This window comes from Candidatus Omnitrophota bacterium (assembly GCA_028699255.1).
Taxonomy (GTDB): domain Bacteria; phylum Omnitrophota; class Gorgyraeia; order 2-01-FULL-45-10; family 2-01-FULL-45-10; genus FEN-1322.
On record JAQVUX010000007.1, the window covers coordinates 80,165 to 97,493 of the forward strand.

General features: G+C 46.0%; 21 protein-coding genes and 2 tRNA genes. 1 reads left to right on the forward strand and 22 read right to left on the reverse strand.

Annotated features, from left to right (window positions below; translation table 11 throughout):
* Positions 1-248: 248 nt before the first annotated feature.
* The 12 genes from PHS46_06685 to PHS46_06740 all read right to left on the reverse strand — a co-directional run bounded on the left by PHS46_06685 (position 249) and on the right by PHS46_06740 (position 9,730).
* Positions 249-1,517, reverse strand: coding sequence for an MFS transporter (locus PHS46_06685; protein ID MDD3906196.1), 1,269 nt, complete (start codon positions 1,515-1,517; stop codon positions 249-251).
* Entirely contained in the window at positions 1,518-2,732 is a 1,215-nt protein-coding gene (locus PHS46_06690) for a patatin-like phospholipase family protein (GenBank protein MDD3906197.1), read from the reverse strand.
* Between the two features lie 142 nt (positions 2,733-2,874).
* Positions 2,875-2,950 (reverse strand) — tRNA-Thr (locus PHS46_06695).
* A gap of 572 nt (positions 2,951-3,522) precedes the next feature.
* The gene (locus PHS46_06700) at positions 3,523-3,762 is read right to left on the reverse strand and encodes a hypothetical protein (protein ID MDD3906198.1); all 240 of its coding nucleotides are present in this window, start codon (positions 3,760-3,762) and stop codon (positions 3,523-3,525) included.
* 165 nt (positions 3,763-3,927) lie between these two features.
* Positions 3,928-4,899: a hypothetical protein gene (locus PHS46_06705; protein ID MDD3906199.1), complete on the reverse strand. Its 972-nt coding sequence runs from the start codon at positions 4,897-4,899 to the stop codon at positions 3,928-3,930.
* On the reverse strand, positions 4,896-6,002 hold the full coding sequence (locus tag PHS46_06710; GenBank protein ID MDD3906200.1) for a DNA cytosine methyltransferase: 1,107 nt from the start codon (positions 6,000-6,002) through the stop codon (positions 4,896-4,898). The genes PHS46_06705 and PHS46_06710 overlap by 4 nt, the downstream gene beginning before the upstream one ends.
* Before the next feature lie 110 nt (positions 6,003-6,112).
* The gene (locus tag PHS46_06715) at positions 6,113-6,337 is read right to left on the reverse strand and encodes a hypothetical protein (GenBank protein ID MDD3906201.1); all 225 of its coding nucleotides are present in this window, start codon (positions 6,335-6,337) and stop codon (positions 6,113-6,115) included.
* 34 nt (positions 6,338-6,371) lie between these two features.
* Positions 6,372-6,944, reverse strand: coding sequence for a PAS domain-containing protein (locus PHS46_06720; protein ID MDD3906202.1), 573 nt, complete (start codon positions 6,942-6,944; stop codon positions 6,372-6,374).
* Between the two features lie 43 nt (positions 6,945-6,987).
* Positions 6,988-7,455: a prepilin-type N-terminal cleavage/methylation domain-containing protein gene (locus tag PHS46_06725; protein ID MDD3906203.1), complete on the reverse strand. Its 468-nt coding sequence runs from the start codon at positions 7,453-7,455 to the stop codon at positions 6,988-6,990.
* Between the two features lie 64 nt (positions 7,456-7,519).
* Positions 7,520-7,981: a prepilin-type N-terminal cleavage/methylation domain-containing protein gene (locus PHS46_06730; protein MDD3906204.1), complete on the reverse strand. Its 462-nt coding sequence runs from the start codon at positions 7,979-7,981 to the stop codon at positions 7,520-7,522.
* Positions 7,982-8,042: 61 nt separating this feature from the next.
* Complete coding sequence (locus PHS46_06735; GenBank protein MDD3906205.1) at positions 8,043-9,227, reverse strand: class I SAM-dependent rRNA methyltransferase; 1,185 nt, start codon at positions 9,225-9,227, stop codon at positions 8,043-8,045.
* On the reverse strand, positions 9,224-9,730 hold the full coding sequence (locus tag PHS46_06740; GenBank protein ID MDD3906206.1) for an NUDIX hydrolase: 507 nt from the start codon (positions 9,728-9,730) through the stop codon (positions 9,224-9,226). Before PHS46_06740 ends, PHS46_06735 begins: the two co-directional genes overlap by 4 nt.
* Before the next feature lie 41 nt (positions 9,731-9,771).
* On the opposite strand from PHS46_06740, the gene PHS46_06745 reads away from it, so the two are divergent.
* Positions 9,772-9,846, forward strand: a tRNA-Phe gene (locus PHS46_06745).
* A gap of 5 nt (positions 9,847-9,851) precedes the next feature.
* Here the strand turns inward: PHS46_06745 and trxB are convergent.
* From trxB to PHS46_06795, 10 genes are all read right to left on the reverse strand, one after another.
* Positions 9,852-10,808, reverse strand: coding sequence for a thioredoxin-disulfide reductase (trxB, locus tag PHS46_06750; protein ID MDD3906207.1), 957 nt, complete (start codon positions 10,806-10,808; stop codon positions 9,852-9,854).
* Positions 10,809-10,969: 161 nt separating this feature from the next.
* Positions 10,970-12,064: an LptF/LptG family permease gene (locus tag PHS46_06755; GenBank protein ID MDD3906208.1), complete on the reverse strand. Its 1,095-nt coding sequence runs from the start codon at positions 12,062-12,064 to the stop codon at positions 10,970-10,972.
* A 10-nt stretch (positions 12,065-12,074) separates the two neighbouring features.
* Positions 12,075-13,004 carry a metallophosphoesterase gene (locus PHS46_06760; protein ID MDD3906209.1) on the reverse strand — a complete coding sequence of 310 codons (930 nt, stop codon included), beginning with the start codon at positions 13,002-13,004 and terminating at the stop codon, positions 12,075-12,077.
* 1 nt (position 13,005) lies between these two features.
* Complete coding sequence (locus PHS46_06765; GenBank protein MDD3906210.1) at positions 13,006-13,905, reverse strand: tail fiber domain-containing protein; 900 nt, start codon at positions 13,903-13,905, stop codon at positions 13,006-13,008.
* A 22-nt stretch (positions 13,906-13,927) separates the two neighbouring features.
* The gene (locus tag PHS46_06770) at positions 13,928-14,287 is read right to left on the reverse strand and encodes a hypothetical protein (protein ID MDD3906211.1); all 360 of its coding nucleotides are present in this window, start codon (positions 14,285-14,287) and stop codon (positions 13,928-13,930) included.
* 21 nt (positions 14,288-14,308) lie between these two features.
* Positions 14,309-14,794: a prepilin-type N-terminal cleavage/methylation domain-containing protein gene (locus tag PHS46_06775; protein MDD3906212.1), complete on the reverse strand. Its 486-nt coding sequence runs from the start codon at positions 14,792-14,794 to the stop codon at positions 14,309-14,311.
* A gap of 13 nt (positions 14,795-14,807) precedes the next feature.
* The gene (locus tag PHS46_06780) at positions 14,808-15,125 is read right to left on the reverse strand and encodes a prepilin-type N-terminal cleavage/methylation domain-containing protein (protein MDD3906213.1); all 318 of its coding nucleotides are present in this window, start codon (positions 15,123-15,125) and stop codon (positions 14,808-14,810) included.
* A 136-nt stretch (positions 15,126-15,261) separates the two neighbouring features.
* Positions 15,262-16,359: a site-specific integrase gene (locus tag PHS46_06785; protein MDD3906214.1), complete on the reverse strand. Its 1,098-nt coding sequence runs from the start codon at positions 16,357-16,359 to the stop codon at positions 15,262-15,264.
* Position 16,360: 1 nt separating this feature from the next.
* On the reverse strand, positions 16,361-16,543 hold the full coding sequence (locus PHS46_06790; protein MDD3906215.1) for a helix-turn-helix transcriptional regulator: 183 nt from the start codon (positions 16,541-16,543) through the stop codon (positions 16,361-16,363).
* Positions 16,544-16,574: 31 nt separating this feature from the next.
* Complete coding sequence (locus tag PHS46_06795; GenBank protein ID MDD3906216.1) at positions 16,575-16,907, reverse strand: hypothetical protein; 333 nt, start codon at positions 16,905-16,907, stop codon at positions 16,575-16,577.
* Between the last annotated feature and the right edge of the window lie 422 nt (positions 16,908-17,329).

Genomic DNA, 17,329 nt, shown 5'->3' on the forward strand with positions numbered 1-17,329 from the left:
CAAATGATGCTTGAAGCCATATTATAAAGCTTATCACGCCATCTTTCAAGCCTGATATTCATTGACAATCGCAAGCAGGTATTGTATCTTATATTCAAACGAGGTAACTATGGCACAAAATCAAATAAATTGCTGCGAATCATGCCAGGTATATTGGACCTGCGAGACCAAATGGTACCGCGGCGAAAAGGGCGAAGAGAATCTCTGTTGCCCCATCTGCAATTACTTCATCACCTGCACCGAAAAGGCTAAAGCCTCGAAGTGTCATGGCGCGAAGAAGTAATCAGCCGCACCACCCCGCATATAAAGTATACGAAACCTACTGATATTATTATCCAGAATCTGTCTATGAATTTCGCCGCGTACGCGGCTACGAACATAAACACGAGAAATGCCAGGTGTATCACAGCCTCGAGCGAACTAAATATCCTCCCCCTGACCTCTTCGGGCATAGTTTCGTGAGCCAGCGTATTGGTCGTAAGCATTATCGGACTCACTGCCGCGCCGAGTAACCCTATGAGGATGCCACCCAGGAAAATACTGGGATGATGATTCACCACTATCGTAAATACTATTATAGCCAGCCCGGTCGCGATGAAACTTAAATGTATCGCCTTCTGTCTTGAAAACTTCTGGCAGAATTTACCATAAAGCATCGACCCGATAAGAAGCCCGCCCACAAGGAACATCCCTAAAAACCCGAGATCTCTGGTCGAAGTACCGAACGCGCTCTGTATAAATACGATTATGACGCACGATATCGTGCCGATGCCGGCCATGAGGAGAAAAAATACGTAAACCACGAACCGCATCTCTTTATATTTCGTAAGATACCCCAAGCCTTCTTTTATTTCACTGAATATCGTCCGCCTGAGCGAATTATCGATAGCCTGCCCGGTCACGGCCAGGTCTTCCCTGACATCCGCGGCAAAAGAACGATTCGCTATCATCGCTATGAGCGCGGCGGATAAGAAGAAGGTGAGGCTATCGATGTAGAAACCGCCTATCGCCCCGATAAACGCTATATTCACTATCACACCGGCCACGACGAGTCCGACGACGTTACCTATCATATGAGTCGCGTCATTGAGCGTATTGGCTACGAGCAGTTTATCTTTAGGAACGAGTTCCGGTATGAGCGCCATCTTCGATGGTATAAAGAAACGCGCTATCGAGAATATCAGGAATATGGCAAGATATACGAGGAGTATCTGGTTGGCGCGGATGAATAGCGGTATTAAGAGCACCAGGGTGCCCCTCAATATGTCCGATATCACCATTATCTTGCGACGGTCGAGCCTGTCGACCCACGCTCCGGCTATGGGGCCTACGACAAATACCGGGATTATTGTAAAAGATATGAGTTTGGCCAGCGCCATCTCGGAACCGGGATTACGCTGGTAAACGAGCGCTACGAGCGCCATCTGGTTTAAGCGATCCCCGAAATTGGATATCACCTGTCCGAGCCAGAGAAAAAAGAAGTTTTTGTTTGTAAGTACGTCCCGAAAGTGCGTCATCTATATTATTTTTCCGTCTGAAGCCGTGGCATCGATGCCCGGAGGGGACTTGTGCCACTTATACCCGCCTGCGGCATCCTGATATCCCCTGTCGAAAAGTCGTCTCATCGCCTTTGGATCGAACATCTCCTTGTTATTCTGTACAAAATCGGAAGGAATGAACGCGAGATTGTAATCGGTACCGCGCTGTCTGGCAAACGTGTATATCCTGTACGCGTCGCCGATGCCCTGCGAATCGATGATCGCATCAAATGATCTCTGGGCGAGCGATATCAGGTTATCGTCCACTCTCTTATACACCGGTGTCATGTAGCCGTTGCGTATCACATAGATTTTGCCTTTGATCTTGGCAGGATTTATACCCAGACCTTTCGCGGCATGCGCCATACCCTCTAAAAGGTTATAGGTAGTAAATACCTGAGTAAGCGTTCCGCCATCAACGTGAATCTCATCGTATATTTTCCCGTCCACTTCAACATGAAATACAGACGGCGGGAATATCATCGGTATTGCGGCCGAAGCAACAATAACCTTGCGGAATAATTCCACATCACCCCTGCATGCTATGACCCCCATATCCCATATAACAAAACGTTGTGTGTCAAGATTGGCTGTGCCTACAAAAAGACGCCGCCCCCGCCTGTGCTGAACGGCTATTTTATCCAATATGTCCTTATTAACCATTTTCGCTATCGTCCTGGCGAGCGGCGCGTTACTTACCAGGGAATCTCCAAATAACGCCATGAGCGGAGGCTTGAGCCCGATAACGTCCTTCGTCGACATGTTCGTATAACACATTTCCAATTCATCGTCATAATCTTTGCCCAGGAAAACGAATGGAGCTATGATGGCCCCGGTGCTTACCCCTGTTATGACTTTAAATAACGGACGCGTTCCAGCCTCCGACCAACCCTTCAATAACCCGGCGCCATAAGCGCCGTTAGCGCCGCCGCCTGATATGGCAAGAAGCACGTATTCTTTTGTGCCGTCGCGGCCGGTCGGAAAATCTTTAGGGTCCTCCTCTTTGACCGACATCAGCAAGTTCTCCTGCAATGCCGTCTTAGTCTCGCCCTGCATTATGCGTATCCCGTCCACATTGCTGATCCTGGCCTTCATAATAAGATCGGGAGGCACAGGATGACGTATCGTTGCGCATCCGGAAGCGGCAAAAAATAGAGAGGTGGAAATGAGGAGTGAGGGTATTACCTTCTTCATAGTAATGACCTTTTCGGTATGCTTATTTGTAGAATAGGACTCGCAATCAACCCGCAAACTACCATGTGCTTCGTAGCACCAATTAACTTTGTTGTAATCTCTACGAAGCCTCATCCCGTCTCACTATAATAGCGGAGTAGGATGGAGCTGGCGAATGGATTCGAACCATCGACCTGCGGTTTACGAAACCGCTGCTCTACCAACTGAGCTACGCCAGCACGCGTATTCTTACTCAAACAATTCAATGCGCATAGCAGTCTCTCCGAAGCTCGACTCTTACCTAACTGCCTTAAGAGCGAAGGAGGACCAACTGCCCCGCCATCTGTCTTACTCATGGCGGGGTCCCGCCCCCTGTTTTACTCCGGGCGGGAAGCTACGCCAGCACGCGTATTCTTACTCAAACAATTCAATGCGCATAGCAGTCTCTCCGAAGCTCGACTCTTACCTAACTGCCTTAAGAGCGAAGGAGGACCAACTGCCCCGCCATCTGTCTTACTCATGGCGGGGTCCCGCCCCCTGTTTTACTCCGGGCGGGAAGCTACGCCAGCCTGAAAATTTACGAAGTAAATTTTCGCTCCGAAGCCTGCTGGAAAATTATCGAAGAGAATTTTCCAGCGCTTAGGCGAGGAGCAAAAACATTACTACCTTTGATTTGCGCCTGCAATGCTTATGCGAGGGGCAACTTCCCCAAAAGCGCCAAGAATTTTCCAGCGCTTAGACTAGATGCGAATTATAACCATGAGAATTATATCAAATTTTGCAACGTGTGTAAATGGAAGGTTTAGTGGGTTCATTCATGATGTCCGCCTTCATCTCCGAATGAAGGCTCATCGGTATGGCTGTAGGAAGGCTCGAAACTTTCATTGTCATCGGACGGGCGCTCACCTTCCGCGCTCGCCCAGCTCGGCATGGCTTCAGGAATGTTTCCAGTGGCGACCTGCTGAACATTATCCTCACCGGTATTCTTGGCTTCATCGGCATAGATATTGATAGCTAACAGCAAACAGATAATCGTCAATAATAGCTTCATCTTATTTCTTCTCCGGCGGCGTTACTTTATAAGCCGCTTCATTACGAGATGGCTTCGATTATGCCTTTTTCTTAAAAGCACTGCTTATAAGGATGCCCAGCGAGGCGAAGATGATATCTATTATGGACAATATAATACCTATCCCCGATTAATTTGATTAACTGATTACAAGTTATCGCAAACACTTTTCCAGTCATCTTCTTTCCATAGGAGATTGCCTGTATTAAATAGATACCCTTTATCGTGTGAAAATTCACCGATCCCTTCAAACTGAACTTTCCCTTTATCCGGCAATTCTTCTTTGGTTTTTACTGTATCGAGATCACCGGGATTTATCGGGCCGTTCCATTGGTGAATTTTGAAATGCATCCTGCCCTTGCTTCCTGAATATGACAGGTTTGAATATTTATCTGTCTTACGCACAAACCCGCATATATAAGCAGGGATAGGCTTGAAAACAGGTAATTTATCATATATGATGCCCGATTCTTCTTTGGTAAGGCTTCCCATATCTTCACCACGCTTGAGAACTTTATCTTTAAACACGCTTATTTTTTTGAAGAAAGCAAGTAAGTGATCTCTCCCGGCGCCTACTTTGACAAGAACGTGAATATCAGAGTGATTAAATTGATCGCCGGGTATATCCATCCAAATACCGTTCCATTTTGTAGTCTTCACAGCTATATTAAGCCGGGGAGTATGGGCCTGTCCGCCTGCTCTTTTTACCTTGTGAATATCCATAGGCAGATATTCTTCTAACTTACCGACTTCGTGTCCAAGTTCAGCATCAATATTGCATTTCTTTTTTAGAAAAAGAACGAAGGCGTATTCTCCGAGATATCCCCTTGTCATATCCGCCCATAACTGGCCCAAATCTCTTTGCCTGCTACTTCCATAATCAGTCGGAGCAGTCGTGCCTAAAATTTTAAGCGCATCTATGCACATTCTTGCATAACCATCTTCGTCGATCATAACGCAATTAGGCAGAAATCTTTCATTGAGCCATTGCTCTGCGGTAAAAGTCTCGGTAATCTCACTGCCAAATTCAGCTTTTTGCAAAATCTTCAATGCATCATCACTGTCAACGCCGAGCCGAGCTTCGATGGTCTTTAATATATCGGCTAATGCCATACTCATACCGCTACTTTCTGCAAAAGTTCCTCTTCGAATAAGTCGGTCTCAATATTTATATTCGCTTTTACCGATGGATAATCAATCCCTGCGAATGTTTTTAATACAGCTTTGAATATTTCGACTGACATTTTTGGAGGCACCGCCATACCGATCTGGCGCCTGACGCTTTCCTTCGATCCTTCAAATATGAAATCATCCGGGAAGGATTGTATTCTTGCCCGCTCTCTGTTTGTTAATGCGCGGGGCTCGCTCCAATGATAGCCGTGCGTTCCGCCTCCTCCGCTACCTGTCAGGGTATATGAAGGTCTGTCGGGATGCAACCGACGGTAAATCTGACTCAATTTTGCGCCTTTTACATTCAATTTGAGATGATCCGGCAGGTTTGCAGTCCAGGCGTTTTGACCCGGCTTGGTATGTTTGAGGCGTTCGACTACGATGGCAGACTGCGTCGTCTTGTCACTATTTGGCGCATCCGGACTTATGGGAGGATTTTCGATCGCTTCACGCGCAGTGATATATTTTTGCACCGTTGTGGGCGCAGGCACTTTATAGACGAGACCGAGCCCTTTATCGATACCAACAATAATTATACGATGCCTGAATTGCGGTACACCATACTCTTCGCATTTATATAGATGCGCTGTCAGATTATAGCCACGACCGGCCTCTTGCAGATCGTTAAGAATTTTTTTGAACGCGAGGCCATTATTGGCGCTTGCTATACCTCCAACATTTTCCGCAATAAAAAATTCGGGCTTGGAATGATCCAGGATGGTAAGACCGTATGTGTATAGCGGACCAAACTCGCCCTGAAAACCCTTTTGTTTTCCTACAAGGCTGAAATCATTACATGGAAATCCATACGCAAAGGCATTAACTTTTGGAAGGGATAAAAGATCGAGCTCTCTCACATCATCACATATTACTATTTCTGGCTTGTCAGGGTAGATATTCCGTCGGTACGTAGCGCAGGTATCTTCATCGTAGTCATTTGCCCACTTATGGGATATGCTGTAAACGGCATCTTTAGTCTCAATCTTCGCTTGCGATGCCCCAAAAGCTAACCCGCCGGGCCCGCAAAACAATTCTCCGAGTTCAAATACCATATGTTTTTTATGCACCATATACCTCTTATATATTTATATTATATCATCGGTAATGGACCGGAGCAAGACGAATGGCAGATATGAAAATAAAAACAGGTAATAATAATTTGTTAGTAACTGAAAAGATCTTTGAGTGAGTAATTTTTTGCCGCGGCTCTATTTATCGCCCTTAGGATCTTGAGCTTGACATTAGGCGTCAACCGCCTGCCCTTGACAGCCCGCGAAACCATCTTATGCGTTATCTGCTCCGTCGAGGCGGCCACTATATCATGAGCTTTCAACTTATACTGCGCCATGATACCGGCCATAGGCTGTTCCCCCAACGCTCTTTCCATATTATTCGCCATCTCTACTATCTACTTACAGTCCCTAATATCGGCTGTTGTCTTTAAGCTGTTTTTCCAATTCTTCGACTTTTTTCTTCAATTCTATTATCCGTATTTCCCTGTCGGTCACGGCGGTAGTAAATATTTCCAACTGGTTTACCTTATCGCGTAATTCGTCCAATATCTTCTTGCGCTGGGCGATGTCCCTGCCGCTACCACACAGGCCTACTATTCTTCCGGAAGGATCTTTGAGCAGTGAACTGGCGAATTCATACATGACGTAGGAGCCGTCCTTGGCGACAACCCGCGCTTCAACTTTCGCAAACCCCGCTGTCCATACTTTTGCAATGGCCGCGGCCAGGATATCTTTATCTTCCGGGGCAATAAAATCTACGGGGCTTTTTAAGGCTATTTCTTCATTACTGCAACCGGTTACCTTCACAAAAGCATCGTTCCATAATAAAAACCTGCCGGTTGAATCAATCACATAAACAGCGTCCTGCAAAGTATCCAATATACTCCTGTACAGCGCATTGGATTCTTTCAATAAATACACGGCCTCCTCGCGCACCAACACATTTTTCCCATTATTCGCGTGTTTATTTTGATTTGGCACGGTTTCACCTCACTTGCGGTTATGTTCGCGTTTTCTCAGTAAGCTAACTTTCACACTTCATCGGTAAATATGCCTGCCACTCGTCCGGATTGCCCGTTTTATACCATTTCTTATACGCGGCTATATAATAACATAACCCTTTTATGTTGCCGCCATTCCATCGTGAACCATAAATCCAACCATCAGTAGCTGATGATAGGCAGTATGTAAACTCCCTTGAATTAGCGCTACTATAGATATCGACCCCCAAAATATCTCTAATCTCCGAGGTAGAAACATCTCCGGCATTTGTGGGGACAGTCCACCATGTTGTCACAAAATATTTTCCATTGTTTATATAATACTTCTCCTGAGCAATCCTAAGAAGTATTATCGTTTCATACACATCTGTCAGCTTAGCTTTTATTATCATGCCCCGCATCATCGGGACTGCTACTGCGGCAAGGACGCCGATAATTACCATGACCATTGTAAGTTCTACCAATGAAAAACCTTTTGAGATATGCCTCATTCAAAAATCCTTTTATTATATTTAATCCTACAAATCATAATGTAGTCGCATTCGACTAAACAAGCTAACTTTCACACTTCATCGGTAAATATGCCTGCCACTCATCTGGAGACCATGTTTTATACCATTTTTTATACATGGCTATATAATGACATAATCCCCTTATATTACCCGCATTCCATTTAGCGCCGTAAATCCAGCCCTCAGTAGCTGAAGTGAGATAGTATGTAAACTCTAAATTGGCGTTAGCATAAACATCTACTCCGAGATTATTCTTAATCTCCGCAGTCACGATATCTCCTGTCGCGGGATTTGTCCACCCTGTTGCCACAAAATATTTTCCACTATCTATATAATACTTCTCTTGTGCGGTTTTGAGAGCTATCATTGTTGTATACATATCAGTCAGCTTAGCTTTTATCACTACTCCGCGCAACATCGGAACTGCTATCGAGGAGAGTATCCCGATTATTACCACGACTACTAAAAGCTCTATCAGCGTAAAACCTTTTAGATCGCATCTCATCCTAAAATCTCCACTAAGATAAACTAATTTTCTTACCTGCCGCCAAGTTATTAATTTTATCTTATAATGCCTGTTTCAAAAAATATCCTTTGAGATATTCCGTTTCCGGGATGGCCCGCACGATCGGGTGATCCTCGGCCTGATGACATCGCTTGAGTATGGTAAACTTCTTCCCCGCGGCGGACTCGGCGTCTTTAAGGACTTTCGCGAATTGCGCATTGGGCATATTGTGTGAACAGGAGAACGTCGCCAGTATCCCACCGTCGGAGAGCGCCTTCATCGCGAGGACGTTGAGCTCGCGGTAGCCCCGCGACGCGCTCGCAAGCGACTGGCGGCTCTTTAAAAAAGAGGGTGGGTCGAGTATTATTATGTCGAATTTCTCTCCCGAGGCGTTAGCTTCTTTTAGGAAATTGAACGCGTCGGATTTTTTAAACTCCGTCCTGTCGGAGACACCGTTTATCCCGGCATTTTCCCGGGCGAACGAAAGCCAGTCCTCTTTTATATCCACGCCGAGGACACTCTGCGCGCCGAACACCGCGGCGGTGACGCTGAAACCGCCCGTATAGCAGAACAGGTCCAGTACCCGTTTACCCTTTGCCACATTTTCAAAGGCAAGCCGCGAGCGCCGTTGGTCGAGGTAAAAACCGGTTTTATGCCCTCCGAGGATATCGACTAAAAATTTCGTCTTCCCCTCAAATATCTCGACTATCGCCTTCCCCTCATCCCCCCACCATCCCGTAATGTCCTTTAAATCCTCTATCTTTCTAAAAGAAGATACGCTCTTTTCGTATATATACTTCGGTTTCAATACATCGTCGATAACATCCACTACCTGAGGTTTCAGTTTCTCCATCCCGAGCGTAAGCACCTGGAAGACGGCAGTGTCATTATAAACGTCGACGATAAGCCCGGGCAGAGAATCGGCCTCGCTAAAAACGGCGCGGTACGCGTTGGTGACTGAAAGCGTTGCGCGGCGTTTCTCGAGTGCGGAAGCTAAGCGCTTGCGAAGGAATTCGGTATCGATGGGCTCATCGATAAAAGTGAGAAGGCGGATTATGAGTGCAGTTTTGGGATTATAGTAGCCGCGGCCGATAAATTTACCCGTACTATCTGTTACGGAGGTGATGTCGCCGGGTTTAATGGACGGGTCGGGTTTCAATATCTGGGATTTGAATATCCAGGGATGTCCCGGCTTTACCACGCCTTTTTTCCCCGTCCTGAGCTGGACATTCTTCCGTGTACTCATAGCCACCCGCACATGGCAAAAGCCGCTATAGTCTTGGCATCGACAATACGGCCTGCCCTGAAAAGCTTGCGAATCTCGGAACGTGTAAAGATACGGCTTTCGATGATCTCATCTTTCTCGGCCGTATGCGCTACTTTACGCAACCCCTCAGCCTTGTACATTGATATGCATTCGGTTGAATATCCTGGGACGGGGAATATTCTGCCCAGGTATGTAAGTTTTTTGGCGGAAAATCCCGTCTCTTCCACTATTTCGCGGCGCGCGCACGCCATCGGCTTCTCACCGCGGTCGAGAGTACCAGCCGGAAGCTCATATATGTAAGCATCAATCACAGGCCGGAGCTGTTTTAACATTATTACCCTGTTTTTATCGAGGAAAGGCACTATGAGGGCCGCGCCGGGATGTTTTATAGTCTCGAGGGTGGCGACATAACCATTCGGCAGGCGCACTTTTTTAACCGCTACATTGATAAGTTTACCCTTAAACACGATTTTATTATTCATCTTTGCCATTTCTAAAAAATATGTTATACTATTTTTCCATTGCCGAGGTAGCTCAGCGGTAGAGCGCTGCCCTGAAAAGGCAGGCGTGGCGTGTTCGACTCACGCCCTCGGCACCATTTTTCTACTTATACTCCGCCCCGCACATCGATTCCACATAATGCTCCGCACTGAAAGCGGCCGTAGCGCCATCGCCGGAAGCGGTAATAACCTGTCGAAGTAGTTTTTTGCGCACATCCCCGCATGCGAATATCCCGTCGATCGATGTCCGCATATCGGGATCTGTTAAAATGTAACCTTTTTCGTCCATCGCAATAACCCCTGAGACCATGGCAGAATTAGGCGTCGTCCCGATGAGGACAAATACGCCGTCAGCCTTAACCTCGCTGTGCTTCTCCGTCTTAACGTCTTTTATGCCGATGGATTCGACTTTGTCTCGCCCGATTATATCCACAGCTACGGAATTCCACTTCACTTCTATCTTCTTATTGGCGAATGCCCTTTCCTGCAATATCTTCGTGGCCCGGAGTTTATCCCTGCGATGAATAATGGTTACTTTAGCGGCGAACTTCGTAAGAAATAACGCGTCTTCCAGCGCCGTATCGCCACCGCCTACAACAATAACCTCTTTACCTCTGAATAACGGGCCGTCACATGTCGCGCAGTAAGAGACACCTCTGCCGCCCAGCTCCTTCTCCCCAGGGATGTTCAGCGTATTCCACCTGGCGCCCATCGCAAGTATTACAGCGCGCGCCGAGACTCCGGCGCATTCCGCAAGTTCGACACCAAAAGCGCCGCCCCTCGCCGGTGCCGGCGAAATGGCCCGCGCCTCGGACATCCGCACCTCGAGGCCGAAACGCTCGGCTTGCTTCAGCATCCATTCAGCAAGGTCCGGCCCCTTTATCCCGTCGGGAAATCCCGGATAGTTCTCGATCGTGTCCGTAACTAATATCTGCCCGCCGCAGAGCGACTTCTCGACCAAAAGAGTCTTCATCCTCGCTCTACACGCGTATAGCGCGGCCGTCAGCCCCGCCGGACCTCCGCCTATTATCACTATATCGTAATAATTATCGCCTACCATTAAACTCCCGATTTAAGATAGAACCTGCCGTAATAATAATCTGTCAGGTTTAAACCTTTCGCGGTGAGGCGTTTTCTCCTGGCCCTGCGCTTTGACGCCTGTTTCTGTTTCATTTGACGCTGGCTTCTCAACCCCATTTTATTCCTTCCTCCTTTTTTATGCTACCTTCTTGCCGTGTGAATGAACAACAAAAGCCCGAACACAAAGAATACCACGTTCGGCAACGATACGCCCAAGACCGGGTTGATGGCCCCTCTCAAAGCCATCGCGATACCGCCCAGGAAAGCGCCCCAATATATGGCGAAGAGCAGAAGGCTTATTCCGAATCCTATCGACTTTTCACTCCTCTGCGCCTTTATGCCGAGCGGTATCCCCATAAGTATCAGAACGAACGACGCTATGGACATATTGACCTTTTTGTATATCTCGACATAGAGAGGCGTCGTCTCAACGCCCTGCTTTTTAAGCTTTTCTATCTCGGCGGTAAGCTCGGTTACGGTCATCTCTCTGACCTTCTTATCAAGCTTCTCCTTCTTCATCATCTTCGAAACGTCGATCGTCATATTATACGTTTTAAAGTTCAGCTTGTAAAAACTATCCGGCTCCGTCGGGGACGGCTCTTCGCTCGTACCGTTGAAGAGCTTCAGCTCGACGATACTCGTGCCCGGCCGGGTATTTATCTCGCCCGACTCCGCCACGATCGTGCGCGTAGTCTTACCTTCCTGCGGCTGGTATATCCTGATATTCCTGAACTTGTTGCCATGTATCTCGTATATAAATATGACATAGTTGCCGAAGCCGCGGATAAAGGTCCCTTCCTCCAGGGCGGCGGCAGGATTTTTCATACCTATCTCTTTTATCACTCTGCGCGAGGCGAACGAGGCATTCGGCGAAACCTGGTCATTCATGAAGAACGCAAGGAAACTGAATATTATACCCAGTATCAACAGCGGTGAAGACACCCGCGCTAAACCTATGCCGCTTGCCTTTATCGCGGTCAACTCCCCGTCGCCGGATAGACGCCCGAAGGTAAGAATGACCGCTGTAAGCGCCGCTATCGGGAGCGTGAAAGATAGAAGCCACGGGATGAGGAACAGGAAGAGCTTCAGCACCGAAAATATATCGACGCCCTTATTTATAACAAGATCGGCCAACTGTATAATATTGCCAACCAGGAGGACAAAGGTAAATACGATAAGCGATAGAAGGAAAGAGTGAAAAAATTCCTTCAGTATGTAGTCTCTTAACATTTTCATATTTATCTTTTTACGAAAGCGTATCTTTCAAAAAGTAGAAGATATCTTTCCACATATAAAATGCGAAATACTCCCATACGGGTGGAAATATCTTCCTCACCTCGTAGTCCACATAATCACCGTATACTTTCACAACCGTATAATGCAAAAACGCGCCTGCCGACGAAGGGATCTGAGTGGGCATCCCGCCGCCGCCGCAGGTAACATACCTTACGCCGCCGAAAGTCTTCTCCTTAGAGATGTGTTCATGGCCGGAAAACACCATATCGACTTTGCTCTTTTCGCACAGCTTCATGAAGCGGTACGACCACGGGCTTAGCTCCGGACGGTACCACGACTGAAAATACGGCGCGAAAGGCGGCTTGTGCATTATTATGAATCTATGGGCGTATGCGGCGGATTTCGCAAGCTCTCCTTCAAGCCATGAAAACTGTCCATCATTTACATTATTCAATGAGCTGTCGAGTACGATAAAATAAGAGTTCCTGTCTGTGAAAGAAAAATCTTTAGCGCCAATGTATTTTTTGAAAAACGTACCATCGTCCTGATCTTCGTCATGATTACCCATAGCGCTTATTACGGGAAAATTGATAAGCGCGCGTATCTTATTATAGGTATCATGATCCCGCTTATGCCCCCTGAACGTCACATCCCCGGAAACCGCCACAAAGTCGATGGGTATCTTTTTGAAACGCCCCTCGCGATTGATACTGCGGACGAGTTTCAACGTCGCGCTATCGTTAATGATAAGTCCGGCATGATTGTCGCTGAAAACGATGAATTCAAAATATCCGCCTGTGTTACCTTTCAGCTTTTCGACGGCCTGGACGTTGGTATAAAACGATGGCGCTTTTTGAAGATACAGTCCCACGACCGGTATGAATGAATATATCGCCGCGGCCAACACTACCAATACTATTATTTTAATCGCTTTTTTCATATTATTTCCCGCGCGCCTCGAGTGCCGCTATACGTTTTTCGAGCAAATCGTTCTTAGCCTTTAGTTCCTTTATGCCTTCGAGCAAAACAACAGTGAGCTTATCGTAGGAGATCGCCTTATAACCGTTATCGGCCGTACTAACAAGCTCTGGAAACTCTTTTTCGAGTTCCTGGGCTATCAAGCCTATCTGCCTGCCTTCGGGTAATTCTATGTCTTCAATTTCGCCGCGGCGCCATTCAAATGTTACACCTCGTAATTTTGTTAATTTTTCCAAAGCACCTTCCGATAATGTATCTATATTTTTTTTCAACCGAATATCAGAACCATAGGTAAGACCAGCGTAATAAGTTATATTCCCCTGAACTTGAAGGGCACCTGTCACGTACGTTGTAGTGGCTTGCAGGTAAGTGTAACTGGCTGTATATGCAGAGTTAGTCGTTATCGATATAATAACGCTGGAAGATGCGCTGTCACCGATCTCTAAATTCATGCGTTTAGCGGATTTTAGACGGAAGTTTCCATACATAAATGGGCCGGACTGGGTGATGCCTTGTGGACTAATATCAAGTGCTTGTCCCTGAAGAGAGCTATAAAGGCCTATGCTTGTATTGGCCATATTATATGTTTTAATATAGAGTGGGTAATCTTGAGATGGTAGCTCGCTATCAAAGGCATTTATACCGATACCACTGTCTTCGCCTGCGATAGACAATCTTCCTGCATTAAGAGAAGCATCGGATTGCGTAGCATAAAGATCCCCTATAAAACCTTTGCTTGCCCGCAATACCGTAGTTTGTGGAACAAGGGTGGTAAGCTTAATCTCTTCGGCTAAAACGAAGTCACCCGCCAAAAACACCGCCGTCAGAATAATACCGCAAGCCATAATCGTGCGTTTCCCCATACCCACTCCTTCTGTTATCCTGTTAATAATTATAAGAAGCCGCTATCAGGTAATCCGTACCCGACTTCGTTATCGTTATAATAACGTCGTGCTCAAGACCGAGATCATTATAAACTGCTCTATAATTAGTATAAAGGCTCTTTACCACAGTATACGGACTAGTCCATAGGGCGGTAATAACAACCGGGTCGTTCAATAAAAGCACCCCATAACGCAAACCGTTTACCGCGGCATAATACGCTTTGATGCGCTCAGCCTCTCTCGCGGCTACTATTTTATGAGAAGATGTTATGGAAGTGAAAAGCATCGCCACCATAGTTAGCGAAATAATACTGAAAAGTATTACTGTTATCAGTATATAGCCTTTTTTACGGTGCCGCATATAACCTCTGGTCTTTATAGTCTATGCCCCTAACATATGAATGGTCGTTTTCACAGCAGTGCCCTGATCGCCTTTTTTAACTCCAAAGCTTATAGTCAAATTGCTTCCTGATTTTGTCACAACAAAAGAACTCAGGCCTGTAGCAATTACAGTATATTGGCCTGTAGTGTCGCTACAATTATACCAGTACCTAAGCTCCCCGGAAATATTGGCGTATTCTACAAACGTGGTGGTCGCGGCCGCAAAACCCGGCACGTTATGACCGCCTTCTACATAGCCCCACAGGCCCCATTCGCATGTGCTTATAGTAGATGCCGACGCAAATCGCATCACTCTAGTCATGTGCTCAACGATTACTACCGCTTCCTGGTTCGCGGTATTTTGATCATTTATGCTCTTACGAATTCTAGCATCTGCCGCAAATTGAACGGCCATGGCAAGCAATAGGACACCTCCAAGAACCATAGTCACTATCAATTCCACTAAGGTCATCCCGCGTTTATTCATAAATCATCATTTCTCATTGTACGATTATTTTCATCTTTACATAGTCCGTTCCGTTCGACTTAGTCCATGAACGATTATATACCTTATTTAACAAAGTAATGGTGTCACTACCAGTCGTCCAGTCCTCGGGATCGCTCATATATAGCTCTTCCATTTTCGCGCGGGCAAGGTTCGCTATCATCAGCTTTTTGGTAGTATTAAGAGATAAGCGATAGTACTGGTTTAAAAATTCTACACTTGTAAGCGCGATTATCATTATCAGCACTATCGCGACGATAAGCTCGACCAGAGTAACGCCCGTAGTATTGCTTTTATGACGCAGACTTTGCATGACCTATAATACCTCTTTTTTCTTGTCGAAAAAAGATGGCGGAGAGGGAGAGACACTATTCCACTTGAGCTTAAAATGTGCCTCTCACCACCAATTTCACCACCAAAATCTCTATTAACCAACTTAGATAGTATCACTAAAACCCCGTCTTTTCAAGAACATTTGCCCGTCCTTCGACGGTACCGTGACTATAATACTTATTCATAATCTTTACGTCTTTAAGACCTGATATTTCCATAACATCAATTAAAGGCAGGTTATTCTTACCGCACTCCGTAAAGAACCGGTGCCGAAAATAATGCGGAGTAATCTCTACCCCTATGATGTTGAGGCTCGATTCTTTCAGATAATTGCGCACCCGAGTCTGACTGCACTTCTTGCCATGCTTATTAAGGAAAAGCCAAGGAGCCTTGTGCCGCATACTGCTTTTGTATGCCTGTCTAACCACGTCCTCTAACTCGGCATCCAGCGACTTCAGAGGCGCATTCTCTCTCATTTTGGTCGTCTCGGCCCTTATATTAATTTGCATCGGTCTGATCCCATTCCAGACAACGTCTCTTCTTTCAATAAGAGTGGATTCTTCAATGCGCCGCCCAGTGCGAACGATAAAATACATTAACGGGTAGTAATCGGGCCTATCGCTTTTGATAAAGGATAGCAATTCCTTGATCTTGCTTACAGGAATATCGGGAAACGATTTCTTTATAGCTTTTGGTGCTTGGAGAAGCTTTCGTAGATTGACTGCGGCTTCCTCACAATAACCTAACCTATACATTCTGCCTATAATCGCCTTTACGACTATTAATTCCGCGCGCCAACCACCCTGCATCCCCAGATCTACACAATAATAGCTCTTATACTCCTCCAAGAATGTCAGGGAAATACGGCTTGCCTCTTGCATGTTCGGAAATTTCTTGTCCTTAAATTCAGAAAACAACCTGAAGAACGTCTTCCTATATCTAAGGATAGTCCGTCTGGGACGATTTTCAGACTGCAAGCTCTTATCAATGCTATCCCATATTTCAGATAATCCGGCGTGAAGACGAGATTTACCATCGGAGCTTATTTGAAACTGCCTACTGGCTGCAGCCTTCGCTTCAGCCCTTACTTGATCGGCTTCTTGCAAAGAATCAGCCTTCACCCTTTTGAAAACCCTCGAGGCTTTCTTGTAAGGGCGATAGTTTATCTCGTAAACTCCTCGCTCAATCAGTCTTACGCCGGAATACCTTTTCATCTTACTCCTCTTTGAACTCGTATAACTCTTTCGGCTCGCAGTTAAGCACCGTACCGAGCACTACCAAAAAATGACCGGACGGCGTTGCTTTACCGCTCTCCCACATAGAAACCAGCGGCCTGTCACAACCAACCTTTTCCGCCAGCGCCGCCATGGTGAGACCTAATTGTTTACGTCTAATCATTAAACGATCGCCTTGCCATATTGCTTTCATACTAAACTCTCCTTAATTTGGTTCGGCTTAGCTTAGTTTTAAATATTTCTAAAAACTTATCTAAGCCGTGCATGTTAAGTTCTTCTGGTTCCACTATAGAAAGAAGTAGCGTCCCTTTTTCTTTATAAAGTGGAAATTTCCCTACGTAACCGTTCCATATACCTAACTCGTTCTTGACCATCCTAATGCGCTGGCTGTAAAACTCTATTGTTACAGCGAAGTCTATTTCGAGTTCGGAGGGACGTTTTAATATTGGTAACATTTCATTAGGTTTCAACAAAATGTTACCGTCTTCGATGTACACCTTAACCATTGTTAAAAGCATTTTCTTCATTATCTACCTCCGCTTCTAAACCACTTCCAAAACTCCGGGGCTAAAGCGTACTGACGCTTACCCCTTTTGAACAACGGACAGCCGGATCTCTCTTGCCAGCGACGGCTGTGTATGGTATTCTTGGCGATGTTGAGGATTCTGGCTATATCCTCGACCATTAAAACCTCATAGCCATCCATTTCTCTCCCTCCTTTCTGGGGAGGGATTTAATTGTTTCCTACCCCTCCTTACTTTTAGGTGCCTACTTTTCGGAGGGAACTTTAATCAAAATCAATAAATTCTTTATTCGTAACTGCTTTATTTACAACCTGTTATACACGGGGCTGAAAAATCTTTGTTTCAATCTAACTTAATATCACAATTGACTGTTGGCGGTTGTGTGCTATAATTCTCTTTATGGACAAATATTTAAGATGCCCAAA

What these genes read in the sequence shown, in the direction of transcription:
- PHS46_06780 (MDD3906213.1), bottom strand. Translation starts at nt 15,125, where the DNA reads ATGCAAAGTCTGCGTCATAAAAGCAATACTACGGGCGTTACTCTGGTC.
- PHS46_06700 (MDD3906198.1), bottom strand. Translation starts at nt 3,762, where the DNA reads ATGAAGCTATTATTGACGATTATCTGTTTGCTGTTAGCTATCAATATC.
- PHS46_06725 (MDD3906203.1), bottom strand. Translation starts at nt 7,455, where the DNA reads ATGAGGCATATCTCAAAAGGTTTTTCATTGGTAGAACTTACAATGGTC.
- PHS46_06715 (MDD3906201.1), bottom strand. Translation starts at nt 6,337, where the DNA reads ATGGAAAGAGCGTTGGGGGAACAGCCTATGGCCGGTATCATGGCGCAG.
- PHS46_06775 (MDD3906212.1), bottom strand. Translation starts at nt 14,794, where the DNA reads ATGAATAAACGCGGGATGACCTTAGTGGAATTGATAGTGACTATGGTT.
- PHS46_06765 (MDD3906210.1), bottom strand. Translation starts at nt 13,905, where the DNA reads ATGGGGAAACGCACGATTATGGCTTGCGGTATTATTCTGACGGCGGTG.
- PHS46_06705 (MDD3906199.1), bottom strand. Translation starts at nt 4,899, where the DNA reads ATGAGTATGGCATTAGCCGATATATTAAAGACCATCGAAGCTCGGCTC.
- PHS46_06785 (MDD3906214.1), bottom strand. Translation starts at nt 16,359, where the DNA reads ATGAAAAGGTATTCCGGCGTAAGACTGATTGAGCGAGGAGTTTACGAG.
- PHS46_06690 (MDD3906197.1), bottom strand. Translation starts at nt 2,732, where the DNA reads ATGAAGAAGGTAATACCCTCACTCCTCATTTCCACCTCTCTATTTTTT.
- PHS46_06710 (MDD3906200.1), bottom strand. Translation starts at nt 6,002, where the DNA reads ATGGTATTTGAACTCGGAGAATTGTTTTGCGGGCCCGGCGGGTTAGCT.
- PHS46_06770 (MDD3906211.1), bottom strand. Translation starts at nt 14,287, where the DNA reads ATGCGGCACCGTAAAAAAGGCTATATACTGATAACAGTAATACTTTTC.
- PHS46_06740 (MDD3906206.1), bottom strand. Translation starts at nt 9,730, where the DNA reads ATGAATAATAAAATCGTGTTTAAGGGTAAACTTATCAATGTAGCGGTT.
- PHS46_06760 (MDD3906209.1), bottom strand. Translation starts at nt 13,004, where the DNA reads ATGAAAAAAGCGATTAAAATAATAGTATTGGTAGTGTTGGCCGCGGCG.
- PHS46_06730 (MDD3906204.1), bottom strand. Translation starts at nt 7,981, where the DNA reads ATGAGATGCGATCTAAAAGGTTTTACGCTGATAGAGCTTTTAGTAGTC.
- PHS46_06795 (MDD3906216.1), bottom strand. Translation starts at nt 16,907, where the DNA reads ATGAAGAAAATGCTTTTAACAATGGTTAAGGTGTACATCGAAGACGGT.
- PHS46_06735 (MDD3906205.1), bottom strand. Translation starts at nt 9,227, where the DNA reads ATGAGTACACGGAAGAATGTCCAGCTCAGGACGGGGAAAAAAGGCGTG.
- PHS46_06755 (MDD3906208.1), bottom strand. Translation starts at nt 12,064, where the DNA reads ATGAAAATGTTAAGAGACTACATACTGAAGGAATTTTTTCACTCTTTC.
- trxB (MDD3906207.1), bottom strand. Translation starts at nt 10,808, where the DNA reads ATGGTAGGCGATAATTATTACGATATAGTGATAATAGGCGGAGGTCCG.
- PHS46_06790 (MDD3906215.1), bottom strand. Translation starts at nt 16,543, where the DNA reads ATGATTAGACGTAAACAATTAGGTCTCACCATGGCGGCGCTGGCGGAA.
- PHS46_06685 (MDD3906196.1), bottom strand. Translation starts at nt 1,517, where the DNA reads ATGACGCACTTTCGGGACGTACTTACAAACAAAAACTTCTTTTTTCTC.